At 63.6% G+C, this 20901-nt stretch carries 23 protein-coding genes; all 23 read left to right on the top strand.

Annotation, left to right across the window (positions count from 1 at the left end; genetic code table 11):
• The first annotated feature begins 713 nt into the window (after positions 1-713).
• Positions 714-1163: an HNH endonuclease gene (locus P8R59_RS11300; protein WP_278101153.1), complete on the top strand. Its 450-nt coding sequence runs from the start codon at positions 714-716 to the stop codon at positions 1161-1163.
• Positions 1164-1445: 282 nt separating this feature from the next.
• Complete coding sequence (locus tag P8R59_RS11305) at positions 1446-2930, top strand: hypothetical protein (RefSeq protein WP_278101154.1); 1485 nt, start codon at positions 1446-1448, stop codon at positions 2928-2930.
• Positions 2931-2940: 10 nt separating this feature from the next.
• Positions 2941-4293: a phage portal protein gene (locus tag P8R59_RS11310; RefSeq protein WP_278101155.1), complete on the top strand. Its 1353-nt coding sequence runs from the start codon at positions 2941-2943 to the stop codon at positions 4291-4293.
• 131 nt (positions 4294-4424) lie between these two features.
• Positions 4425-5372, top strand: a complete 948-nt coding sequence (locus P8R59_RS11315; RefSeq protein ID WP_278101156.1) for a hypothetical protein — start codon at positions 4425-4427, stop codon at positions 5370-5372.
• A gap of 68 nt (positions 5373-5440) precedes the next feature.
• Positions 5441-5929, top strand: a complete 489-nt coding sequence (locus tag P8R59_RS11320; protein WP_278101157.1) for a capsid assembly scaffolding protein Gp46 family protein — start codon at positions 5441-5443, stop codon at positions 5927-5929.
• Between the two features lie 18 nt (positions 5930-5947).
• The gene (locus tag P8R59_RS11325; protein ID WP_278101158.1) at positions 5948-6892 is read left to right on the top strand and encodes a phage major capsid protein; all 945 of its coding nucleotides are present in this window, start codon (positions 5948-5950) and stop codon (positions 6890-6892) included.
• A 36-nt stretch (positions 6893-6928) separates the two neighbouring features.
• Positions 6929-7336, top strand: a complete 408-nt coding sequence (locus tag P8R59_RS11330; RefSeq protein WP_278101159.1) for a Gp19/Gp15/Gp42 family protein — start codon at positions 6929-6931, stop codon at positions 7334-7336.
• A complete protein-coding gene (locus P8R59_RS11335; RefSeq protein WP_278101160.1) occupies positions 7333-7782 on the top strand; it encodes a DUF6093 family protein in 450 nt (149 codons plus the stop codon). The genes P8R59_RS11330 and P8R59_RS11335 overlap by 4 nt, the downstream gene beginning before the upstream one ends.
• A 10-nt stretch (positions 7783-7792) precedes the next feature.
• The gene (locus P8R59_RS11340) at positions 7793-8179 is read left to right on the top strand and encodes an HK97 gp10 family phage protein (protein ID WP_278101161.1); all 387 of its coding nucleotides are present in this window, start codon (positions 7793-7795) and stop codon (positions 8177-8179) included.
• Positions 8176-8598, top strand: a complete 423-nt coding sequence (locus tag P8R59_RS11345; RefSeq protein WP_278101162.1) for a hypothetical protein — start codon at positions 8176-8178, stop codon at positions 8596-8598. The genes P8R59_RS11340 and P8R59_RS11345 overlap by 4 nt, the downstream gene beginning before the upstream one ends.
• Before the next feature lie 287 nt (positions 8599-8885).
• Positions 8886-9377, top strand: coding sequence for a hypothetical protein (locus P8R59_RS11350; RefSeq protein WP_278101163.1), 492 nt, complete (start codon positions 8886-8888; stop codon positions 9375-9377).
• 71 nt (positions 9378-9448) lie between these two features.
• Positions 9449-9913, top strand: coding sequence for a hypothetical protein (locus P8R59_RS11355; RefSeq protein ID WP_278101164.1), 465 nt, complete (start codon positions 9449-9451; stop codon positions 9911-9913).
• Positions 9914-9954: 41 nt separating this feature from the next.
• Entirely contained in the window at positions 9955-10257 is a 303-nt protein-coding gene (locus tag P8R59_RS11360) for a hypothetical protein (RefSeq protein WP_278101165.1), read from the top strand.
• 174 nt (positions 10258-10431) lie between these two features.
• A complete protein-coding gene (locus tag P8R59_RS11365; protein ID WP_278101166.1) occupies positions 10432-13278 on the top strand; it encodes a phage tail tape measure protein in 2847 nt (948 codons plus the stop codon).
• The gene (locus P8R59_RS11370) at positions 13278-13841 is read left to right on the top strand and encodes a hypothetical protein (protein WP_278101167.1); all 564 of its coding nucleotides are present in this window, start codon (positions 13278-13280) and stop codon (positions 13839-13841) included. Before P8R59_RS11365 ends, P8R59_RS11370 begins: the two co-directional genes overlap by 1 nt.
• A 96-nt stretch (positions 13842-13937) precedes the next feature.
• Positions 13938-15593 carry an IS21 family transposase gene (gene istA / locus P8R59_RS11375; protein WP_278100875.1) on the top strand — a complete coding sequence of 552 codons (1656 nt, stop codon included), beginning with the start codon at positions 13938-13940 and terminating at the stop codon, positions 15591-15593.
• The gene (gene istB / locus P8R59_RS11380; RefSeq protein WP_278100876.1) at positions 15590-16399 is read left to right on the top strand and encodes an IS21-like element helper ATPase IstB; all 810 of its coding nucleotides are present in this window, start codon (positions 15590-15592) and stop codon (positions 16397-16399) included. The genes istA and istB overlap by 4 nt, the downstream gene beginning before the upstream one ends.
• Positions 16400-16710: 311 nt before the next feature.
• Positions 16711-17532, top strand: a complete 822-nt coding sequence (locus P8R59_RS11385) for a hypothetical protein (protein WP_278100877.1) — start codon at positions 16711-16713, stop codon at positions 17530-17532.
• A complete protein-coding gene (locus P8R59_RS11390; RefSeq protein ID WP_278100878.1) occupies positions 17529-17918 on the top strand; it encodes a GntR family transcriptional regulator in 390 nt (129 codons plus the stop codon). Before P8R59_RS11385 ends, P8R59_RS11390 begins: the two co-directional genes overlap by 4 nt.
• 112 nt (positions 17919-18030) lie before the next feature.
• Entirely contained in the window at positions 18031-18411 is a 381-nt protein-coding gene (locus P8R59_RS11395; protein ID WP_278101168.1) for a hypothetical protein, read from the top strand.
• Between the two features lie 16 nt (positions 18412-18427).
• Complete coding sequence (locus P8R59_RS11400; RefSeq protein ID WP_278101169.1) at positions 18428-19537, top strand: hypothetical protein; 1110 nt, start codon at positions 18428-18430, stop codon at positions 19535-19537.
• On the top strand, positions 19534-20394 hold the full coding sequence (locus P8R59_RS11405; protein ID WP_278101170.1) for a hypothetical protein: 861 nt from the start codon (positions 19534-19536) through the stop codon (positions 20392-20394). Before P8R59_RS11400 ends, P8R59_RS11405 begins: the two co-directional genes overlap by 4 nt.
• Positions 20395-20404: 10 nt before the next feature.
• Positions 20405-20887, top strand: coding sequence for a hypothetical protein (locus tag P8R59_RS11410; protein ID WP_278101171.1), 483 nt, complete (start codon positions 20405-20407; stop codon positions 20885-20887).
• The last annotated feature ends 14 nt before the right edge of the window (positions 20888-20901 follow it).

Consider the following 20901-nt stretch of genomic DNA (forward strand, 5'->3'; position numbering starts at 1 on the left):
ACGACGCAGGCTCTGGCAATGGGTACGCGACCTTTTCACCGGGCGGCCCTAATGCCCGCCAAAGGGCGACCATGGAACCGCGAGGCCGCAGCATTCAAAGCTGAATGTGCGCGCAGGAGCGCACCCTGCTGGATCTGCCACAACGCCCGAGGGCCGATCCAATACGACGCCGAACCGCGCACGCCGATGTCATTCAGCGTCGACCACGTGACACCCACCTCACTCGGTGGTGATGCAGTGCGCCGCGCCAACTTCAAGCCGGCGCACTACCCACGGCTGTAACTCATCCCGCGGCAACGCCTCACGAGGCGACTACCCGACAACGCGCCGCTGGTAACACACTGCTCACCCTGTCGGGGGTGAGAGCCCGCAGACGGATTGATCCCCGTCGTGGCGGGCATTTCTCGTACCCACCGACATGGGGAGCATCAATGCGTACCTGCACTATCGACGGATGCGACCGGAAGCACGTAGCCAAGGGACTCTGTAAGACCCACTACAACCAGGCAAACCCGAACCGCCATCCCAAAGTCCTCGTGCCGTGCGACGAGTGCGGAGCCGAATGCGAGAAAGAGAAGCGTCAAGCGCGCTACTCCAACACCTTCTGCTCACTACTGTGCCGAGACCATTTCCGATTCGGGCCTACTGATTGCGTGCTACCCAAAGATCACTGGGCGCGCTGGTACGGCAGAAGCGAGAAATGGTACCCGCCCATGCCGGAAACCCTCGAGTGTGGGTGGTGCGGCGAAGAGTTTACGCGCAAGACTGTGCGCTCAAGATTCTGTACTTCTAGATGTGGGACGAAGTTCAAGCAGACTAAGCGCAGAGGAACACAAGCCGGATCGCCCGGGACATACTCATGGGCAGACATAGTCAAGCTCTGGCTCAAGTTCGATAAGTGCTGCGCATATTGCAGGTTGTCCGTACCGATGACGAACATCGAAGCAGAACACGTCATACCCCTCAGCAAGGGCGGCGCCAACAACACGACCAACCTCCTGCCTTCATGCAAACGCTGCAACTCAGACAAGCGAGACCTGCTGCTCCACGAGTGGGCACTCGACAGGGAGCGGCGGCACCTCGACCCAGTTCACACCGCATGGGCACCCGACGACGAGCGCTACAAGCACCTCGTCATGTCGACCCATGCCCTCGCCGCATAGGGGTGGGGGCCGAGGTCAGGCCCCCCTCGACGCGGTGGACCACCGGGGAGGCGACCCTTCTCTCCCCACGCAAAATCCGACCCTCTAGGAGGTCTTCTGTGGCCGTCCTGGATGAGGTGAAGCGTGAGCTTGAAGGCGTCTCTCTCCCGGGGTGGAAGCGCGAGACGGCGTTTGCTCTGGCGGCTGCCATGGACGATTCTCCGAACGCTTCGACGGCGAAGGAGTTGCGGGCTCTGATGAGTGAAGTGTCCGCTAAGCCGGTTGCGACTGGGGATGTGAGCGATGACCTTGCAGCTAAGCGAGCAGCTCGCCGTTCCGCCGCGGGTTAGGTCGGTTCCTGAATACTCGTTCACGTCTGGCGTTGAGGCTGTTGAGCTTGCGGAATCGGTCGGTCTCGAGCCGGATGACTGGCAGGCGGCTGCGGTATACGACATCCTCGGCGAGGATGATGCTGGCAAATGGGCCTCTTTCGAGTCTGCGGTCATCGTGCCTCGACAGAACGGGAAGGGCACGATCTTCGAGATCGTGCAACTGTCCGACCTGTTCCTTTTCTCGTCGGCGCAGCGCGACTTCTTGGCCATCCACACGGCCCATGAGTTCAAGACGGCGCAGGAGGCATTCCGGCGCTTGCTGTTTTGGGTGGAGAACACGGACTGGCTGCGTAAGAAGGTCAAGCGTGTTTCGACAGCCCACGGCGAAGAAGGTATCGAGCTGCTGAATGGCGCTCGCCAGCGATTCTTGGCGCGATCGAGCGGTTCCGGCCGCGGTTTCTCGTGCGATCGGCTCGGGTACGACGAGGCCTATCACCTTCCCGAGGAGACGGTGGCGGCTTCGCTCCCGGCCTTGTCGGCGCGACCAAACCCGTCTGTGATCTATGCCTCATCGGCGCCGCGAGGCGACCAGTACGGCATTGTTCTGCGGCGGGTGATGCGGCGGGGACGCCGCGAGCCGGAGCATCGCGATGAACCGCAGCCCGACAAGGATCCCAACCTTTGCTACATCGAGTACAGCGCTGATCCGAAGGCGGATCTTGACGACCCGGCCGCCCGGTTGCAGGCAAATCCGGGAGCTTCGTCGCGGCGCAAAGTTCCTTCGCTTGAGTACATGCAGAAGGAACGCGCCGGCATGTCCGAGGTCGCGTTTGCGCGCGAACGTCTGGGAATCCTGGACGAGAACGAGGGCGCGAGTGTCGTCGATCTCGAGGTCTGGGACTCGCTTGTCGAGGTCGGGGTGCAGCCGTTTGATCCTGTTGCTTTCGCTATTGACGTGAACCCGGACTCGAGCTTCACAAGCATCGCAGTAGCGGGCGCCGCCGCTGACGGCCGATTGTTCTGCACGGTCGTTGACCGGCGCCGCGGTACTGGTTGGGTCGTCGACCGCGTGGAGGAGCTGCGTGACAAGTGGTCGCCTACGTCGATCACGCTGGACGCGATCAGCCCCGCCGGTTCATTGCTTCCAGCTTTCGCGGAGCGCGGCGTTGAGGTCGATGTTGTTACGACAACCCAGTACGGGCAGGCGTGCGGCGCATTCAAGGCTGCCGTGGACGAAAAGCGGATTGTTCACGAGGGGCAGTCGGGCCTGCGTGCGGCTCTTGAGTCGGCTCGTAAGCGTCCGCTAGGTGAGTCCGGCCTGTGGGGTTGGCATCGGCGCGACACGACCGACATAACCCCTCTTGTTGCAGTGACTTTGGCGACGTTCGCTCACGTGCGAACATCTGGCGCAGCCCTCGGCGCGCCGTCCGATAACCGTGTGATTGTGTTCCGATGAGGGGGATACCTTGGCTGACCTCTCTGTGACGGAACTGTCGATGCTGACGAATATGCGGGATACGCTCCTGCGTGCCCGTCGGCACACTGATGAGCTGAACGACATCTATGAGGGTGTGCAAAAGCTCGAGCAGTTGGGTTTGTCGATTCCGCCGGAGCTTGAGCAGTTTTCGGTGATCTTGAATTGGCCGCGGGTGACCGTGGATGCGGTTGAGCGTCGCTTGGATGTGCAGGGCTTCCGTGCTGGTGACGGGAAGCCGGATCCGTACCTGTGGGATGTTTGGCAGTACAACAACATGGATGAGCGGCAGACGTTCGCTCATGTTGATGCGCTGGCCCTTGAGCGGTCGTATGTGTGCGTTGGCACGAACGATAAGGACCGCGACTTTCCACTTATCACGGTGGAGTCTCCTCGGGAGATGATCGCTCTTCGTGACCCGCGCACGCACCGGATTACGTCTGCTATTCGTTCGTATGACGCGAAGGATGGCGACGATCAGCGTTTGACGTGGTACCGCGAAAATGTCACGCGGTGGCTGATTCGTAACCAGAACGGCTACTGGGTCGATGAGTTTGAGCCAGACTTTCACAACCTGGGTGCTGTGCCTGTTGTGGCGATGGTGAACCGGAACCGGTCCACGCGTCGCCGCGACAGCATCCTTGAGGGTGTTTCGGAGATGACGGACATCATCCCGATTGCCGCTTCGGCGTCTCGTGCGATCACGAATGCGCAGTTGCTGCAGGAGACGATGGTTGCGCCGGCTCGTGGCGTCCTGGGTGCCACTAAGGGCGATTTCATTGACCAGAACGGCGAGCAACTGTCCGCGTGGCAGACGTATTTCGGCTCCGTCTGGGCTTTGGCGAACAAGGACGCTAAGACGTTCCAGTTCGATGCTGCGGAGATGCGCAACATCGAGACGATCGTGAACGTGTATGCGCGTCAGGCGTCGTCTGTGGGAGGCCTCCCGCCGGACTACTACGGCCTGAACACGCAGAATCCCCCGTCTGCTGAGGGTCAGCGCGCGGGGGAGACCCGGCTGATCAAGAACGCGGAGCGCAAGCAGACGTCGTTCGGTCACTCGTGGGAGTCGGTGCAGCGTCTTGTGTACCGGTTCAAGACCGGTGCTTGGTCGGATGAGGCACGCAAGCTCGAGACGATCTGGCGTGACGCTGGTACGCCGACGGTGGCTCAGGTGACTGACGCGATCGTGAAGCGCTACCAGGCGGGTCTGATCGATTGGGAGACGGCTCAGGAACGCATGGGGGAGACTCCGGTGGCGATTGAGCAGATGCGTGAGCGCCGCAAGGGTGATCTTGAGTCTGCGATGACGGCTGGGGTGCAGAACTTCGTTCAGGGGGTCTGATCGTGGGTGTCGCGGAGGACGCGCAGGCTACTCAGGCGGCGGCGATTGCACGTTCTGATCGGGCTGCGAACTTGTCTGTTCGGTTGTGGCGTCGGGTTGATGCGGCTGACCTTGATGGTTCTTGGGATGCCGTGTCTCCGACCGTCGAGGCTGCGGTTTCCGCTGCGACCGTCGCGAACGCGGGCACGGTTGGGGCGTTCACGAACCGAACGGCTCGCGCTGATGGCCTGACTGGCGACCTGTTGAACCCTCGTGCTTTCGCAGGCGTAACGGGGTCCGGTGTTGCGTTGGCGCAGTCCCTACGTGGCGGGATCATCACCGCGAAGCAGGCGCTTGCGGGTGGCGCGTCTCTTGCTGACGCAATGATGGCCGGCGGGACGTACCTGACGCTGCTGGTCAAGACGGCGGTCGCCGATGTCGAGCGTTCATCGAGTGTTGCCGCGGCAACTGGCAAGGGGTACGTCCGCTACGTGCGCCTGGTGAACCCGGGCGCGTGCTCGAGGTGCGCGATCTTGGCCGGTTCTGACCGGTACAGGTCGAACTTCCAGCGTCACCCGGCTTGCAGGTGCTCGACAGTCCCCGTGAAGGGGATGAGTATCCCGGATGGTCTACACGCCAGCCCAATGGATCACTTCTGGTCACTCAGCCCCGCCGAGCAGGAACGGGTGTACACGAAGTCTGGTGCGGAGGCGATCCACGCTGGCGCCGACCCTATCAAGGTCGTGAATGCCCGACGTGGGTCCACTCGGGTACGTCTCGATCGGGTCGTCCAGTATGGCCCGGCCCGTATTCAGCGCTCTGTTATCGGACGCAACGCTGACGGCACTCCTGTCCTTGGCTACGCAACGGTCGAGGGAAAGACACGCCTTGGAAAGCGCCTCAACGGAGTGCAGCGGCCACGTCTCATGCCCGAGACGATCGTCGACTTGACGGACGACGTCGAAATGCGCCGCGTTCTGCTGCGTGACGCCGGCTATCTCACCTCGCCGGCTCAGCCGCGCGAACTTTTCCGGCAGCAGGAATCAGACCGGCAAGAAGCGGACGCGTTCTACCGCTCCAAGGGCATCTTCGTCGGCTAACCATCATCTTCCCCGTCTGGGGCTACGCCTACGCGCAGCGGTCAATGCGCGGACACAGGAGACGCAAAATGAGCGACGAGAACGCGCCTTCGGGCGACGAGAACGGCGGCAACAACAGCGGGTGGACGCCCCCCGCATCGCAGGAGGAACTCAACCGCATCATCGCGGAGCGGGTTTCCCGAGAGAAGGCGAAGTACGCCGATTACGGCGACTTGAAGGCCAAGGCGAGCAAGTTCGATGAGCTTGACGCGGCCAGCAAGTCCGACCTTGAGAAGGCTCAGCAGCGGGCGGCGGAAGCCGAACGCGAACGGGACTCCGTTAAGGCCGAGACGCTTCGCCTGAGTGTCATCGCACGCCACCAAATCCCCGCCGACTACCACGAGTTCGTGGTCGGTTCGACGGAGGAAGACCTGGAAGCGAAGGCGCAGAAGGTTCTCAAGCTCATTGGCTCCGACAGCCCTTTCCCGAAGGCCGACCCGTCACAGGGTGCCGGCGGCGGTGCGGGCAAGCCATCCACCGCGGATCTGTTCGCAGATTTCGCGGCCAAGAAACTTTGACCCTGAAAGGACAACCTCATGGTTGATCTCTCTCGCGGCACTACGAACGCCGCATCTCTGCTCCCGAAGGAGATCTCGACTGAGATCTGGTCGGGCGTCCAGGAGGAGTCCGCTGTCATGCGGCTCGCTCGTCAGATCCGGGTTCCCGGTTCTGGCCTGACCATCCCCATCATCACCGGTGACGCTTCGGCGGACTGGGTGGCTGAGACCGCGGCGAAGCCTGTTTCGCGTGCGACTCTCGACAAGAAGCAGCTCACCCCGTACAAGCTGGCCGTGATCGAGCCGTTCTCGAACGAGTTCCGTCGTGACCTTCCCGCTGTGTACGACGAGCTGCGTCGCCGCCTCCCGAACGCGATCGCGCGCAAGTTCGACTCGACCGTGTTCGGTTCTTCGGCTCCTGGTTCGAACTTCGACACCCTCGGTGGTGCGACGGCCGTCCCGATCGGCCCGCACGCGACCGACGTGAAGAAGAACACGTACAGCGGCCTCGTGAAGGCATACACCGACATCGCTGCGGCCGGTGGCACGCTCGACGGCTGGGCGCTGTCCTCGCAGGCCAAGGGCCTCCTCCTCGGACAGGTCGACACGGTGGGTCGCCCGCTGCTGTTCAACGACATCCAGGCAGGTTCGCCGGTCGGCAACCTCCTCGGCGAGCAGGTTTACTACTCGAATGGTGTCTACGCCGCCGGCACTCCCGCCACCATCGGTTTCGCTGGCGAGTGGGACTCGGCGTACTGGGGAACGGTCGAGGGCATCAAGGTCGACATCTCCAACCAGGCGTCGATCGTCGATGGGACCACGTCGGTCGCTGTCGGTGGCGGCGGTTCGGGCACGGTCACCGTTCCGAACGTGATCAACCTGTGGCAGCAGAACATGTTCGCTGTCCTGGTCGAGGTGGAGATCGGCTTCGTCGTCCGCGACCTGGCCCGTTTCCGCAAGATCACCAACGCGACCATCTCCTGACCCTGACGAGAGGGGGACGCAATGTCCAGTCCTGCCGTGTTGCAAGACCTGACGAACAGGTCGTTGCGTCCCCTCTCCGAACAGGAGCAGACGGTCGGCGTTGTGCTGCTTGAGGATGCGTGGAATCTCATCCTCTCGCAGCGCCCGTCTGCCGCTGACCGCATCGCAGACGCCGCGTTCAAGGCGCTTGTGGTGCAGGTGCAGTGCGCTGTTGTGCTGCGCGTGCTGCGGAACCCGGAAGGGAAGCTCGAGGAGCAGATCGACGACTACCGTTATCGTCTCGACTCGGCGACCTCGACGGGTGCGCTGTATCTGACGGACGCCGAGTTGGCGCTTCTGGGCGCTGGTGACGGCGAGTCGGATGGGGCGTGGACGGTGAATGGTTCCCGTAAGCCTGTTGTGGGTTGGTGGGAGACGCCGGATCGGTGGGTGCCGTCCACATGAGCGGTGTCCTGAGTTTTGGTCGCGCCGCGGCCGTGTCTCGTATGACGGAGTCGATCACGGCTGGTCGGTTCACGGATGGTGTGGATGAGGTGACGGGTGATCCAACGCGTGTCCTGGTGGGTGACCCGTTGTATGTCGGTCCTGCGCGTGTGAAGTACACGGCGAATGCGGTGCAGAACGCTGTGGGTGCGTCGCAGTTGGTGACGACTCAGCAGGTTGTGGTGTCGATTCCTACGCAGCCTGCGACGGTGACGCCTGGTGAGGGTGAGTTGCCGTCGGTTGGTGTGTGGCCGTATGTGAATGTGACGTTGCCTGAGGGCACGGTGATTACGGTGACGGCTTCTTCGTCGGATCCGGCGTTGGTGGGTCGGTCGTACACGGTGGATGGTGTGGCGACGTTGGGGCAGTCGACGGCGCATCGTTACCCCGTGACCGAGTTGTCGTAGGGGGTGTGCGGTGGCTGATGACTTCTCTGAGCTTCGGGTGCTTGCTGCTGACCTATCCGAGGCGCCTGCTAAGGCGCAACCACTGATCAAGAAGGCGCTGCAGAAGACGGCGTTCGATATCAAGCGGGATTGGCGTAAGCGCGCGAACCGCACGGGTCTGCGAAAGTATTCGGCCGACATCGACTACGAGGTGAAGACTCCCGCTGGCCTCATTGAGGTTGAGATCGGCCCGACAATCGGTGATTCAGGTTCGTTCGGTCTCGTCGAGGACGGCGGGGGGAATGTTCGTTCTCGGCCGCAGCATGCTGCGCGTGATTCTCTGCGCGACAATGAGCAAGACTTCATCAAGGGCATTGAGATCGCCTTGTTCGACGCGACGCGGGAGGCCATCGAATGAGGGCTGAATTCAACGCCTTCAAGGCTGAACTTGCCGTTCCGTCCGTGCTGAACAACCGGGTGTTCACTGCCGTTCGCGTAACGGATGCGGGCGAGCTTGTCCGCGACAACTATGCGGTCACGATTCCGTACCTTCCCGAGCTTGATGACAAGCGGTACACGGCGCCGCAGACGGCGAACTCTGCTGAGTTGTGCGAGTTCGATGTGCGCTTTGTGGGCACGACGGCTGATGCTGTGCTGCTCCTGCTGGATGCCGCGCTCGAGCACATGTTGTTTCGTGTGTTGACGATTCCGGGTCGCGTGTGTGATCCGATCCGGGTCGATCGTACGGCGAATGATCGTGCGGGTATGCAGTTCGACAAGTCGGCGCGTTTGTTCTACATCGACGCCACGTTCGTTTTCACCTCAAGGAGCGCATGATGCCGTTTGTTCGTGTGAAGTCGGCGGTGAAGACAGACCCGCAGCACGTTTTCAGTGTCTCGCTCGCTGAGTACGAGGCAAACCGTGACGTGTATTCCCGCGTGGGTAAGGGCATAGATGACGAATCCTTCCCGCCCGTTTATGTGGAGCCGGTGAAGCCCCGCAAGTAGAAGTTTCCCGACTGTAACGCCCCTGCCTTTGGTGGTGGCGTTCGTCGTTAACGCGTGCCGTCGACCGGCGGCATCACTAGCCCCTGTCCAGGGGCATGAACCCCTTTTGGAGGGACTATGGCTCTTGAAGCCGTGCCTGCTGGACAGGCATCTGACGGACGCGGCCTGGTGCTGTTCGTCCCGGCCATCGCAAACCCCGGAGCGCCGACGGCTGCCGAGCTGAACGCGGGCACCGTGAAGGCGCTGACGTACTCGCTGGTGCCGGATGGTTTCCGTCACGAGACCACGGAGAACGTCATCACCGATGGGCGCTACACGCTCAAGCAGGTTCTCGAGCTCGCTGGAACCGTGTCGGACACGCTCGAGGTTCAGTACGTTTCGGACACTCCCGCGCAGACCGCGCTGACGGAGGGTGTGACGGGCTTCATCGTGCACCGCCTCGGTGTTCCGAATGAGACGGCACCCGCCGCCGGCCAGAAGGTCGACGTGATCCCGATTCGCGCGGGCGTGCAGCGGAAGGTCGCGCCGACCGCGAACACGCTGCTTCAGCGCATGCAGAAGCTGTTCGTGACTGGCACCGTGCAGCGCGACGTCGCGGTCGCGGCGTAATCGACTCCTGTCGGGCGGGTTCCACCTGCCCGCCCGACAGGTTCCCTCCACAGGTGGATCAGGTGGAGAACATGGATCTTAAGAAGCTGATCGCGCAGGAGCGCGCGAAGGCTGAAGGCCCACAGCCGACGGTGACAAAGACGATTCCTCTGGGGGAGTCGGGTGCTGACGTCACGTTTGAGAAGCTGCGGGGCGACGCGTGGCAGGCGCTTGTGGCTGAGTACCCGGCCCGCGAGGACGTGGTGTCTGATTTCACGATCGGTTACAACGAGCGTGCGGTGACTCTGAACTACCCGCTCGAGCACGTCACCGTGGACGGTGAGCCGGTCGACGTCGAGACGTGGGCCGAGCTGTATGAGGTGCTCGATGGTGTCGGCCGTAACCTGCTGGCTCTCGGTATCTGGCAGGTGAACGTTCAGGACGCGATCAACCGTCTCGCGGAGCTGGGAAAAGCTCGGGCGGCGCTGTTGCAGACATCTCCCGGCAATCGGGCGTCTCGCCGCGCCGCTTCCAAGGGTGGGAGCCGGCAGAAGTAACGACAGTCATTCGCGACGCCAACGGTCAGGTCACCGGTTGGGTGACCGTGCGGGAACCCGAGTTCAGTGACGCGGATCGCGCGGCGTGGTTCGCCTCCCATCTCGAGGAGCATCGCCCGCGCGGCAAGCATGGCATCCCGCTGGACGAGGCGATTGACCCTGCCCATCAATATGACTGGGTCGTTCCCCTGCCGACCACAGATTTCGCCCAAGAGAAGTTGAACATGGCGCAGGAGATGTACGCGAAGCGCAAGGACGCTGGCGAGGTCCTGCCGGATCCGGAATCGCTGCTGTGGCAGGTCAAGCGTTCTGCCGGTACGGGTTCCCCACCGACCGAGACATGACCCACAGGATCCCCGCGGCTACGGCTGCGGCGATGCCGAGTGGCCACGCGCCGAACACTAGGGCGCCGAGTGCGCCGACGCCGCAGATCGCCGCAAGCGCGCCAAAGAGCACGTAGACGACGAACGCGAACCGCTTCATGCGCTGAAGCATACCGACATGACCCGGAGGTTGCTATGGCGGATCGGGTTGTATCGATCACTCTCCGGGCCAAGATCGCCGAGTACAAAGCGAACATGCTCGAGGCGGCCAACGCCACTCGGGCCGTTGGTACTGAGGGCGAGAAGCTGGCTCAGGTTAAGGAATCCCTGAACCTGCTCGGTGGTGCCGCGCTCGGCATGGGTGCTGCTCTCGCTGCCGGTGTTGGCGTAGCGATCAACTCGTTTGCTCAGTTCGACAAGGCCATGTCGGCGGTCGCGGCGACGGGTGAGGATGCTCGGAACAACCTGGGCGAGCTGCGTCAGGCCGCTATCGACGCGGGCCAGTCGACGGTGTTCTCTGCCTCGGAGGCGGCGAACGCGATCGAGGAGATGGCTAAGGCGGGTGTGTCCGCGAAGGACATCCTCGGCGGTGGTCTCACTGGTGCCCTGAACCTTGCCGCCGCTGGTGGGCTGGGTGTCGCTGAGGCGTCCGGCATTGCCGCGACGACGTTGCAGCAGTTCAAGCTCGAGGGCAAGGACGCGTCGCACGTAGCCGACCTTCTCGCCGCCGGTGCTGGCAAGGCGATGGGCGATGTCACCGACATGGCTCAGGCGCTCAACCAGGGCGGTCTTGTGGCGTCGCAGTTCGGCATCTCGGTTGAGGAGACGACGGGCACGCTGGCGGCGTTCGCTCAGGCTGGCCTGCTCGGGTCTGATGCGGGTACGTCGTTCCGCACGATGCTGCTGCGTCTGGCGAACCCGACTGATGAGTCCGCCGCGCTGATGAAGGATCTCGGGATCAACGCGTATGACGCGGGCGGCAACTTCGTGGGTATGGCGAACCTGGCCGGCCAGTTGCAGAAGTCTCTGGGCGGTTTGACGCAGGAGCAGCGCAACACGAGCCTGGCCATGATCTTCGGTCAGGACGCCATCCGTGGCGCGAACGTGCTGTTCGACGAGGGCACCGCTGGTATCCGCAAGTGGACGTCCGAGGTTGACGATCAGGGTTACGCGGCCGAGACGGCGGCGACGAAGCTCAACAACCTTTCCGGTGACGTGGAGAAGCTGCACGGTGCGCTCGAGACCGCGTTCATCACGATGGGTGAGGGCGCTAACGGTCCGCTGCGTTCGCTTGTGCAGGGCCTCGCGAATCTCGTTGATGGGTTCAATGATCTGCCCGACTGGTTGCAGCAGACGACTCTCGGCGTGGTTGCCCTGATCGCGGGTGTTGCCCTCCTGGGCGGCGGGATGCTGCTCGCGGTGCCAAAGATCGCAGAGTTCAAGAACGCGATGGAAACCCTGAACCTCTCCGGGGGGAAGGTGGCTGGTGGGCTTCGAGGTCTGGTTCGGTTCCTGGGTGGGCCGTGGGGTGTTGCGCTGGCTGTGGCCACCGCGGCGACCATCGGGTTCAACAAAGCGATCGAGGACGGTCAGCCGGTCCAGGCTGAGCTGCAGAACAAGATCGCCGCGTCCACGAAGTCGGTCGATGCGTTCCAGGCGGCTTTTCAGCGCGGGGGACTCGAGACTGCCCTGTGGGGCAACTATGCCGACCAGTTGAAGGATCTTCCGGGCCTGTTGGATCGGGCGGCTGCTTCAACGAATGACTGGCTGGACTTGAGCCGGAACGAGATCGGTGGTCTCGATTCGATCAAGCAGTACGGTGACGCGTTGGCGAAGGTGGCGTCTACGGACATGCCGCGCGCTCAGGCGTCGTTCGCTTCGCTCCGTGAGCAATACAAGCTGAACGACGCGCAGGCTCTTGAGCTGTTGAAGAACATGCCGGCGTATCGGGACATGCTGCTCGATCAGGCTACGGCTGCTGGCATCACCGCGGACGACACCTACCTGCTGGCCGCTGCTATGGGTGAGAACTCGAAGGCGACGGACGGTAGCAAGAGTTCGTCACAGGATGCCGCCAAGGCGTACCAGGAGACGGCGGATAAGGCTTCCGCGCTCGATGATCAGATCCGCAAGCTGATTGATTCGGTCAACGAGGCGAACGGTGTCGGTCAGGATGCTGTGTCCGCGAACCTGGACTACCAGGATGCGCTGGCGAAGGTCGATGAGACGATCCAGAAGGCCCGTGATGGAGCCGATGGTTACGCGCTCACGATGGACACGAGCACGCAGGCGGGGCGCGACAACACGGCCATGCTTGTGGATCTGGCTTCTCAGGCGCAGGACGCCGCTGAGAAGCAGTTCGCGCTGGATGGGAACACTGCCGCTTACAAGAAGAGTCTTGAGGATGGGCGTCAGGCGCTCATTGATCGCGCGACGGACCTTGGCATGAACGCCGAACAGGCGCAGGGCCTTGCGGATCAGATCTACCGGATTCCGTCCGAGACGCAGTGGAAGGTGATCGCCGATACGGCGACGGCCAACCAGCAGGTGTCGGACTTCCTGAACCGGTGGAACGGTGTGCAGATCCGGGCCGAGATGTTCCTGGATTCGTCGGGCGGCAACCGCGCTGCTGCCGCGTCTGCGGCGCGGTACACGGCTCAGGCGCAGGCGTATCTGAATGCGAACGGTAACGAGTCGGGCGGGTTCTACAGCAACGGCGTGCGGGCGTTCGTCAACGGTGGGTTCCCGTCGGGGATCTACCGCGGTGGCGCTGAGATCCACAAGTTCGCGGAGAAGACGCTTCCGTGGGAGGCGTACATCTCCCCGAAGCCAGATAAGCGCGCCGAGAACATCGGTATTTGGCAGGAGACGGGTCGGCGTCTTGGTGCGACTGCTGCTGCCCCGTCGGTGTCGATCGTGGGCGCGCAGATCAGCGGGTCTTTGGATCTCGGTGATGGTCTCGTGGGCGTGATTCGCGGGCAGATTGTTGCGGCGCAGGAGGCGGATTCGCGTGCTTTGTCGCGCGGGAAGGTGAATCGCTGATGGTTGCTGCACCGGTTCTGACTGGGTATGTGGATGCTGACCCGGCGCCTCGTGTTGAGGTGTTGTTTGAGGAGTTCGCTGCTGGCACGGAGACGGTGACGGTGTACCGGTCGGCGTTCGGGCGGGAGCGTCAGGTTCGTGGTGCCGTGAATGCGGCCACGGCTGGCGCTCTCACCCGCATCGATTTTGAGGCGCCGTTTAACACGCTGTTGTCGTATCGGGCTGAGATGTTCGATGCAGATGGGATCTCGTTGGGGTTCACAGATGTGGGCACTCTCGGTGATGTGATTGAGGGTTTGCCGCCGGGTGAGGTTCTGGCGCCGTCGGATTCGCTGGTGCCCGGCGAGTTCGTGGCGGGTACGGGTCTGATCGTGCAGTCGACGTGGCTGCACAACCCGCTGTTTCCGCAGGGTGCTGTCCCGGTAGAGCTGTACCCGACGACGGGTGAGTCGATCTCGAGCCCTGCGGCTGGTGTGGTGTCGCGCCCGCGTGGTCGACGTGTGGGTGTGATGTTGGCTGAGCTGGCTCTGTCACGCTTAGCTGGCCCAGGCTTGTCGCTTTGATTTGGCCCAGCTCGTCGGCTGCCGGGGTGTCGTTGTCGGTCTGATTTGGCCCAGGGCTGAGGGTGTCCTCGTTCGGTATCGAGCGAGGAGGGGCCTGTGAGGTCGAGGGTGGAAGAGTTCGCCGAGATTCGTCGTGCGGCGCGGGTCGAGGGGTTGTCGATCAACGCGCTGGCGAAACGGTTCCGAGTGCATCGACGCACGGTCCGTCAGGCGTTGGAGTCCGCAGAGCCGCCGGCGCGGAAGACCCCGGTCCGGGCAGCGCCGAAGCTCGATGGGGTGCGGGAGCTTATCGACGGGATGCTGCGGCAGGACATCGACGCGCCGCGGAAGCAGCGGCAGACCGCGACCCGGATCTGGCACCGGCTCCTGGACGAGCACGGCGCCGATGTCGGCTACCCGACGGTGCGTGACTACGTGCGGTGGCGGCGGCCGGAGATCCTTGGCACCAGCGGGGTGTCGCGAGCGATGGTCCCGCAGGAACACGCGCCCGGCGCTGAGGCGGAGGTCGATTTCGGGGAGCTGTGGGTGATCCTCGCTGGGGTGAAGACAAAGTGCTACATGTTCGCGTTCCGCCTCTCCCACTCGGGGCGTGCCGTGCACCGCGTCTACCCGACGCAGGCGTTGGAGGCGTTCCTGGAAGGCCATATCGACGCGTTCGAGGAACTCGGCGGTGTCCCAACGCTGCAGATCAAGTACGACAACCTCTCACCCGCAGTCACGCAGGTTCTCTCCGGCCGGGCGCGGGTAGAGACCACACGGTGGGCGTTGTTCCGATCGCATTACGGGTTCGACGCGTTCTACTGCGAGCCCGGGATCAACGGGGCGCACGAGAAGGGCGGCATCGAGGGCGAGGTTGGCAGGTTCCGCCGCACCTGGCTCTCACCCATGCCCGTCGTCGCGTCCCTCGCCGAGCTCAACGCCCGGATCCGTGAATGGGATCTGCGGGATGAGAGACGGCGGATCGGGCAGAAGATCAGCACTGTCGCCCAGGACCTCTCCTCCGATCGGGAGCATCTCGCGCAGCTGCCGAGGGATCGGTTCGACCCGGGCCTGGAGCTCTACCCGCGGGTCGACAGGTCCGGGCTGGTGACGGTGCGGCAGGCGAAGTACTCCGTCCCGGTCCGGCTCATCGGCCGCAAACTCCGCGTCTCGCTGCGCGCGTCTGAGCTCGTCGTATTCGACGGCCGGCAGGTCGTGGCCCGGCATGAGCGGGTCATCGAACGCTACGGGCAATCCGTCCAGCTCGATCACTACCTCGAGGTGCTCCAGCACAAGCCCGGCGCTCTCGGCGGCTCCACCGCCCTCGCCCACGCCCGCAACACGGGCGCGTTCACTGGGCTGCATGAGGGGTTCTGGGCGGAATCGAGGAAGGTCAACGGTGATGCAGCCGGCACGAGAGAGCTCATCGACGTGCTCCTGCTGCACCGCACTATGCCGACCCCGGCGGTGCTCGCTGGAATCAGTGCCGCGCTCACCGTCGGCGCGGTCACTGCCGACGTCGTCGCCGTGGAAGCGCGCCTCGCGGCGGCCCAGCTCGAGAAAAATGACATCGCGCTCATCGAGGCGCCGACGTTGCCGAAGGTGGTGTCGCTCACGCAACGTCGTCTCACCGACCCGGCCGCGGTCATCGCCGGCCTCCCGCAAGACAACCGGCCCCTCCCGTCCGTCGCCGGCTACGACGCATTGCTGACCAAGAGAGCCGCGAAACACGCGGTTACCGCATCCATGAGTGAAGGAGCCTCCGGCGCATGAGTCCGACCCTCACGAACGTTACGACCACGCTCCGCCACCGCCGCGGCCTGACTGAGGAAGCCGCCGCGGCCGCCGTCGACTCCGCCTGCCGACGGCTCCGGCTGCCGACGATCCGGGCGGTGATGGAAGAGGCGACGCAGACCGCGAAACGGGAGCAACTGTCCTACCTCGGCTACCTCGCCGAGCTGCTCCTCGCCGAGGTCGACGACCGGGACCGCCGCTCCATCACGCGCCGGGTCCAGAACGCCGGCTTCCCGCGGCAGAAATGGTTGGGCGACTTCGACTACGACGCGAACCCGAACATCAACCCCGCCACCATCCACACCCTCGCGCAAGGCGACTGGATCCGCCGCGGGGAACCCCTCTGCCTCATCGGCGACTCCGGCACCGGCAAGTCGCATCTCCTGATCGGGCTCGGCACCGCCGCAGCCGAAAAGGGCTACCGGGTCCGATACACGCTCGCGACCCGGCTCGTGAACGAGCTCGTCGAAGCCGCCGACGATATGCAACTGAACCGCACCATCGCCCGCTACGGTCGCGTCGACCTGCTCTTGATCGATGAACTCGGCTACATGGAACTCGATCGCAGAGGCGCCGAACTCCTGTTCCAAGTCCTCACCGAGAGAGAAGAGAAGGCATCCGTGGCGATCGCGACCAACGAAGCCTTCAGCGGATGGACGAAGACATTCACCGACCCGAGACTCTGCGCGGCGATCGTCGACCGACTCACCTTCCACGGCACCATCATCGAGACCGGGACCGACTCATATCGACTCAACCACACCAGGAAGACGCCAGCGCGCTAGCGGTCCAGACGGCCGCCAGCATCCAGATCTTGTGCTCCTCATCTGGTACAACTTGTGATAGACAAGTGGCACAAGAGATTGGATGAGTGATGTTGATGAGCGGTGCGCGCATGTTCGACCCAGCCCAGTTGATCGCAGGAGCGTTCTCGCTACCTGCAGTCTCGTTCTTCGTGGCATTGGTCCTTGCGGCAGGTATAGGTCTCTACACGTCACGGGCTTCTGCTGCTGCACGGCCGCTTACCGCAGAGCCGCGATCAGTTCGAGCGCGATACGCACCCGAGCGGCGTGCGATTGGATGGGCCGCGGCCGGGGTGCTCGTCTTTTTCTTCGTTGACTACGTGATCCGCGGCTACATCCTCACTGGTGCGGATCGTCTTCATTGGTGGCGATTCACCACCCCGATCGCGTGCGCCATCATCGGTCTCGGCATCGTCCTCGCTTTCATCGTGACGAGGGGGACGACCCCGGCGGAGGTTCCCGTGATTTCGGCCGAACGTCGAAGCTGGGTGAGCTTCAGCTCCCGGTTCGCGCTCATCAGCCTGGGGCTCACGGCTCTGATCCTCGTGGTGACGACCGTTGCTGCCGGTCTCGCATCGTCACCCAACGTGCAGGGCCAATACGTCTGGCTCGTCATTCCCATCCCCAACGAAAGCACGATCGACCCGATCCGTCTGCCCTTCTACGGGTGGACCTACGGGCTGCCGGTGCTCACCAGCCTGGGTGCCCTGCTCGCCGTCGCCTGGTCCGCGTTCGATCGCAATGCGGCGCGCCCATACCTCCACACCGAGACCCTCATCGCCGAGCGGGCTGCGCGTCGAGAGGCCGCGCGCAACGTCACACGCGTGACAACGGCGGCGGTTCTTCTCACACTCGCCGGCGCCTGGCGTTTCATCGCAAACTCGGGATCGGTTTCCCACCTGACCGTCACGGGGCAGAACGGGGACAACCCCTACGACGCCGCCTGGCGATACGCCGAGCTCGCCGTCGCCGCGGGATGGTGCGCTCCCATTCTCGAGATCACCGGGTTCGTGCTGCTACTCCTCGTCGCTGGCAGTGGCCTGCGACGCCGCCCAGCGACCCGCCAACCATCGGCTCCGACCGAGACACCGGCGACCCTGGAGGCAACGCGATGACATCGCACGTCGTCGTCACCACACCCGAAGAGAGCAACCCAGCGATCGACATCTACCGGCAGCTTCGCGGGCTCATCGTCTCAGGCCAATTGGGCGCGAACGAGCGGCTTCCCACGGTGCGCCAGACCGCCGCAGACCTCAAAGTCGCGCAGGGCACCGCGGCGAAGGCCTACAAGATGCTCGAGCAGGATGGACTCGTCGTCACCCGGACCGCGGCCGGGACGCGCGTGGCAGACTCCGCCGCAGTGCTGCCTCAATCGGTGATCCGGCGAATCCGCGAACTCGTCGACGAAGCCGCCGCCACGAACACGGACCACGACGACGTGATCAATGTCCTCCGCGCGATACTGCAAACTCGATCCGGCAACGCGCACCATCCAGCCTGACGAACACAGCCCTTCAGAAGACACCATCTTGGATGGGCCAAATCAGGCCGTCCCCCCTGGGCCACAAGACGTTGACAAAGCCACTGAGCCGCGTCAGGGTGTCACTGGGCTGGTGTTCGATGTGGTCGCGTCTGATTTGGACACGGCTGATCGTGTGCAGGCGCTGATTGGCACACCGGACCGTGACTTGACGCCGGTGGTGTGCGTCCGTCTGGGTGTGGATGATGCGCGGCTGAGGGTGCCGCAACCGCTGTTCCTTGGTGTGTTGAACATTGAGGAGGTGGGTGTGGATGTCCGTTGGGGTGGGCAGAACACGATCCAGAAGATGCAGGGTGACGAGGTTGACCCGCCGGTTCCTGGGTTGTTTGTTCCGTTGCTGACGGCGGCGGATATCAACGTGTCTTTTGCGTCTGCGGCGTTGCTGAATTCGCAGCACGCGCGGGCGATCGATCTGAACCGCCGCTACGACCTCGCAGGGGCCGCGTCGGCGTAACAGGAACGGGTGGGGTATGCGTCAGCACACGGATGATCTGTTGGATGCGCTGGCGGGTTCTTTCACGCGGCGTGTCCTGGTGAATGTGTTCCATGGGACCGACCGGGTCGCCACGGATCTGGCGTTTGAGTCGTGGTCGCTGGAGAGCGACCTTGATTCGGCGGTGGGCACGTCTGGGTCTGGTGTGGTGGTGTACCCGTCCGTTTCGGGCGAGTCGCTATCGCCGGAGGGAACGAAGGGTGTTCTGTCGCCGTTCCGTGCGCGCGTGGAGCTGGTGATGGAGGTCAGTGCGGGCGGGTTCCGGGAGCGTGTGAGCCTGGGCTTGTTCCGGGTGGTGACGGTCCCTGAGGCGCGTGATTACACGGCTGACGTGGATGGTGTGTCGCGTGTGGTGTCGTCGCGGGTGAAGATCGGGTTTGCTTCTCTGGCTGAGGATGTGCGGCGTCGCGGGTTTCGTTTCCCGGAGCAGCCGCCGCAGACCGATTCGTGTTACCGGGAGTTGCGTCGTATCACGGGTATGCCTGTGTTGGAGTCGGTGCCGGATGCGGCGATTTCGGGGAATCCGACGTGGGAGGCGAAGCAGGGCGGCCGTTTGGATGCGGTGCAGAAGCTTGCTGATCAGATGTCGGCGACGGCTGTGGTGAACAGTGCGGGCGCGTGGGTTCTGGTGCCGGATGAGCAGGGCGAACCGGTGGCGTCGTTGCACCTGGGGGAGCGGGGCACGGTCCTCGATGTCGGCAATGAGATCGACACGGACACGGTGTACAACGTCGTCGTCGGCCAGTTCGAGGATGACGACCGTAACCCGATCTACGCGATCGCTGAGGTTGAGGCTGGTGATCTGCGGCCCGATTCGCTGTACCTCGAGACGACCCGCTACTACTCGTCCCCGTTTGTGAAGACGCAGGAGGCTGCGGAGTCGGCGGTGCAGGCGATTCTGGCGTTGTCGACGGGCGCTCAGGTGTATGACGTGCCGATCCAGTGTCACATCAACCCGCTGATCGAGGTGGGGGATGTGGTGTCGCTTGAGGGGTGGGTTCGCCCGCTGGTGGGGCGTGTGGTGAAGGTGACGTTGGGTGATTCGGCGTTGATGAACGTGACCCTGTCGGTGAGGCGTGCACTGTGAGCCTGGGTGAGCAGATCGCGCGTGTTGCCGCGTCTATCCCGTCGGTGCGGTCGGAGACGGCCGTGTTCGTGCGGATGGAGGGTGCGTACGCGGTGGTGAACGTCGGGCTGTCGACGATCCGTGTCGCGAACGTGGGTTGGGTTCCTCCGGTGGCGGGGATGACGGTTCAGGTGGAGTGGCGTGACGGTTTCCCTGTCGTGTCGGGGCCTGCGCGGGCGTTGAACCCGGTGGGTGTGATCACTGGTGCGGGGACCCCTCGGGCGACGGTGCAGGTCGATGGTGTCGACTACCTGCTGTTCATCCGTGCCGGGTATACGCCGACGCTGGGTGACACGGTGACGGTGAACTGGCAGACGGGGATCATCGAGGGCGCGATCACGGGGCAGGACGCACCGGAGACACCCCCGGAGGCGGGGAATGTGCCGCAACCGTTCCGTGAGCTGGTGGTGAAGGCGGCGAACTCGGGCCGGTTTCAGACGTCGTGGTGGGGGCCGGAACCGTGGGCGTCGAACAACAACCGCGGTATTTGGACGTATGAGAACCGCATCCGGGAGACGCTGCGTGACGCGAACGTGACCCGCATCGAGATCAACTTGTCGTTGGTGGAGTCGCTGGGTAACGCGTCGATCGGTCTGCACAACTACGGGTCTATCCCGGGTGGTTTCCCGGACATTCATGACGGTTACCCGATGCCGGCGCGTTCCGGGTGGGTGGAGTTGCCGCAGTGGTGGGGCAACTGGTTGCGGGACAACGTCGGCGGTATCGGGGTGTGGGCGCCGGGTGGTGGCTACAACCGGTGGCAGGCGGTCCGTTTCGATTCTTGGTCTGGTGCTCTGCGGTTCGCGGGGACCATGTGAAAGGTGTGACATGACGTCTTACGCGAAGGATTCGACGACGGGGAAGCCCCTGTTTCGTGACGCGGATGCCCCGGATATCAAGCAGGATCCGCAGGAGGCTGCGGATTATGCGGCCGAGGTGGGCAACATGATTGTCGGCTCGACGGCGTACATCGCCGGTTACCCGTATCAGCGGAAGGGTCTGTCCGCGTACGACACGACCGAGAACATTCTGAAGCGGCATAACGGTACGGGTTTCAAGCCTGCTGAGCCGCGTTACGGGCTGACCGCTCAGGGCACGTCGAGCACGGGAACGGTGACGGTGGCGCATGGTCTGGGTGTGATCCCGTCGGCGGTGATCATCACGGACAAGTCGAATGGGACGGGCGCTGACTCGACTCGCAAGATTGGTTATGTCGGGGCGAACTCGACGACGTTCACCGTTGTCGTGTGGAACGGTGGCAGCCCGCTCGCTGGTAACCCGGTCGAGTTCTTCTGGGTCGCGTACCCGTAAGCGGGGAGGGGTTT

Origin of the sequence: Microbacterium proteolyticum (genome assembly GCF_029639405.1) — a bacterium.
Classification (GTDB): domain Bacteria; phylum Actinomycetota; class Actinomycetes; order Actinomycetales; family Microbacteriaceae; genus Microbacterium.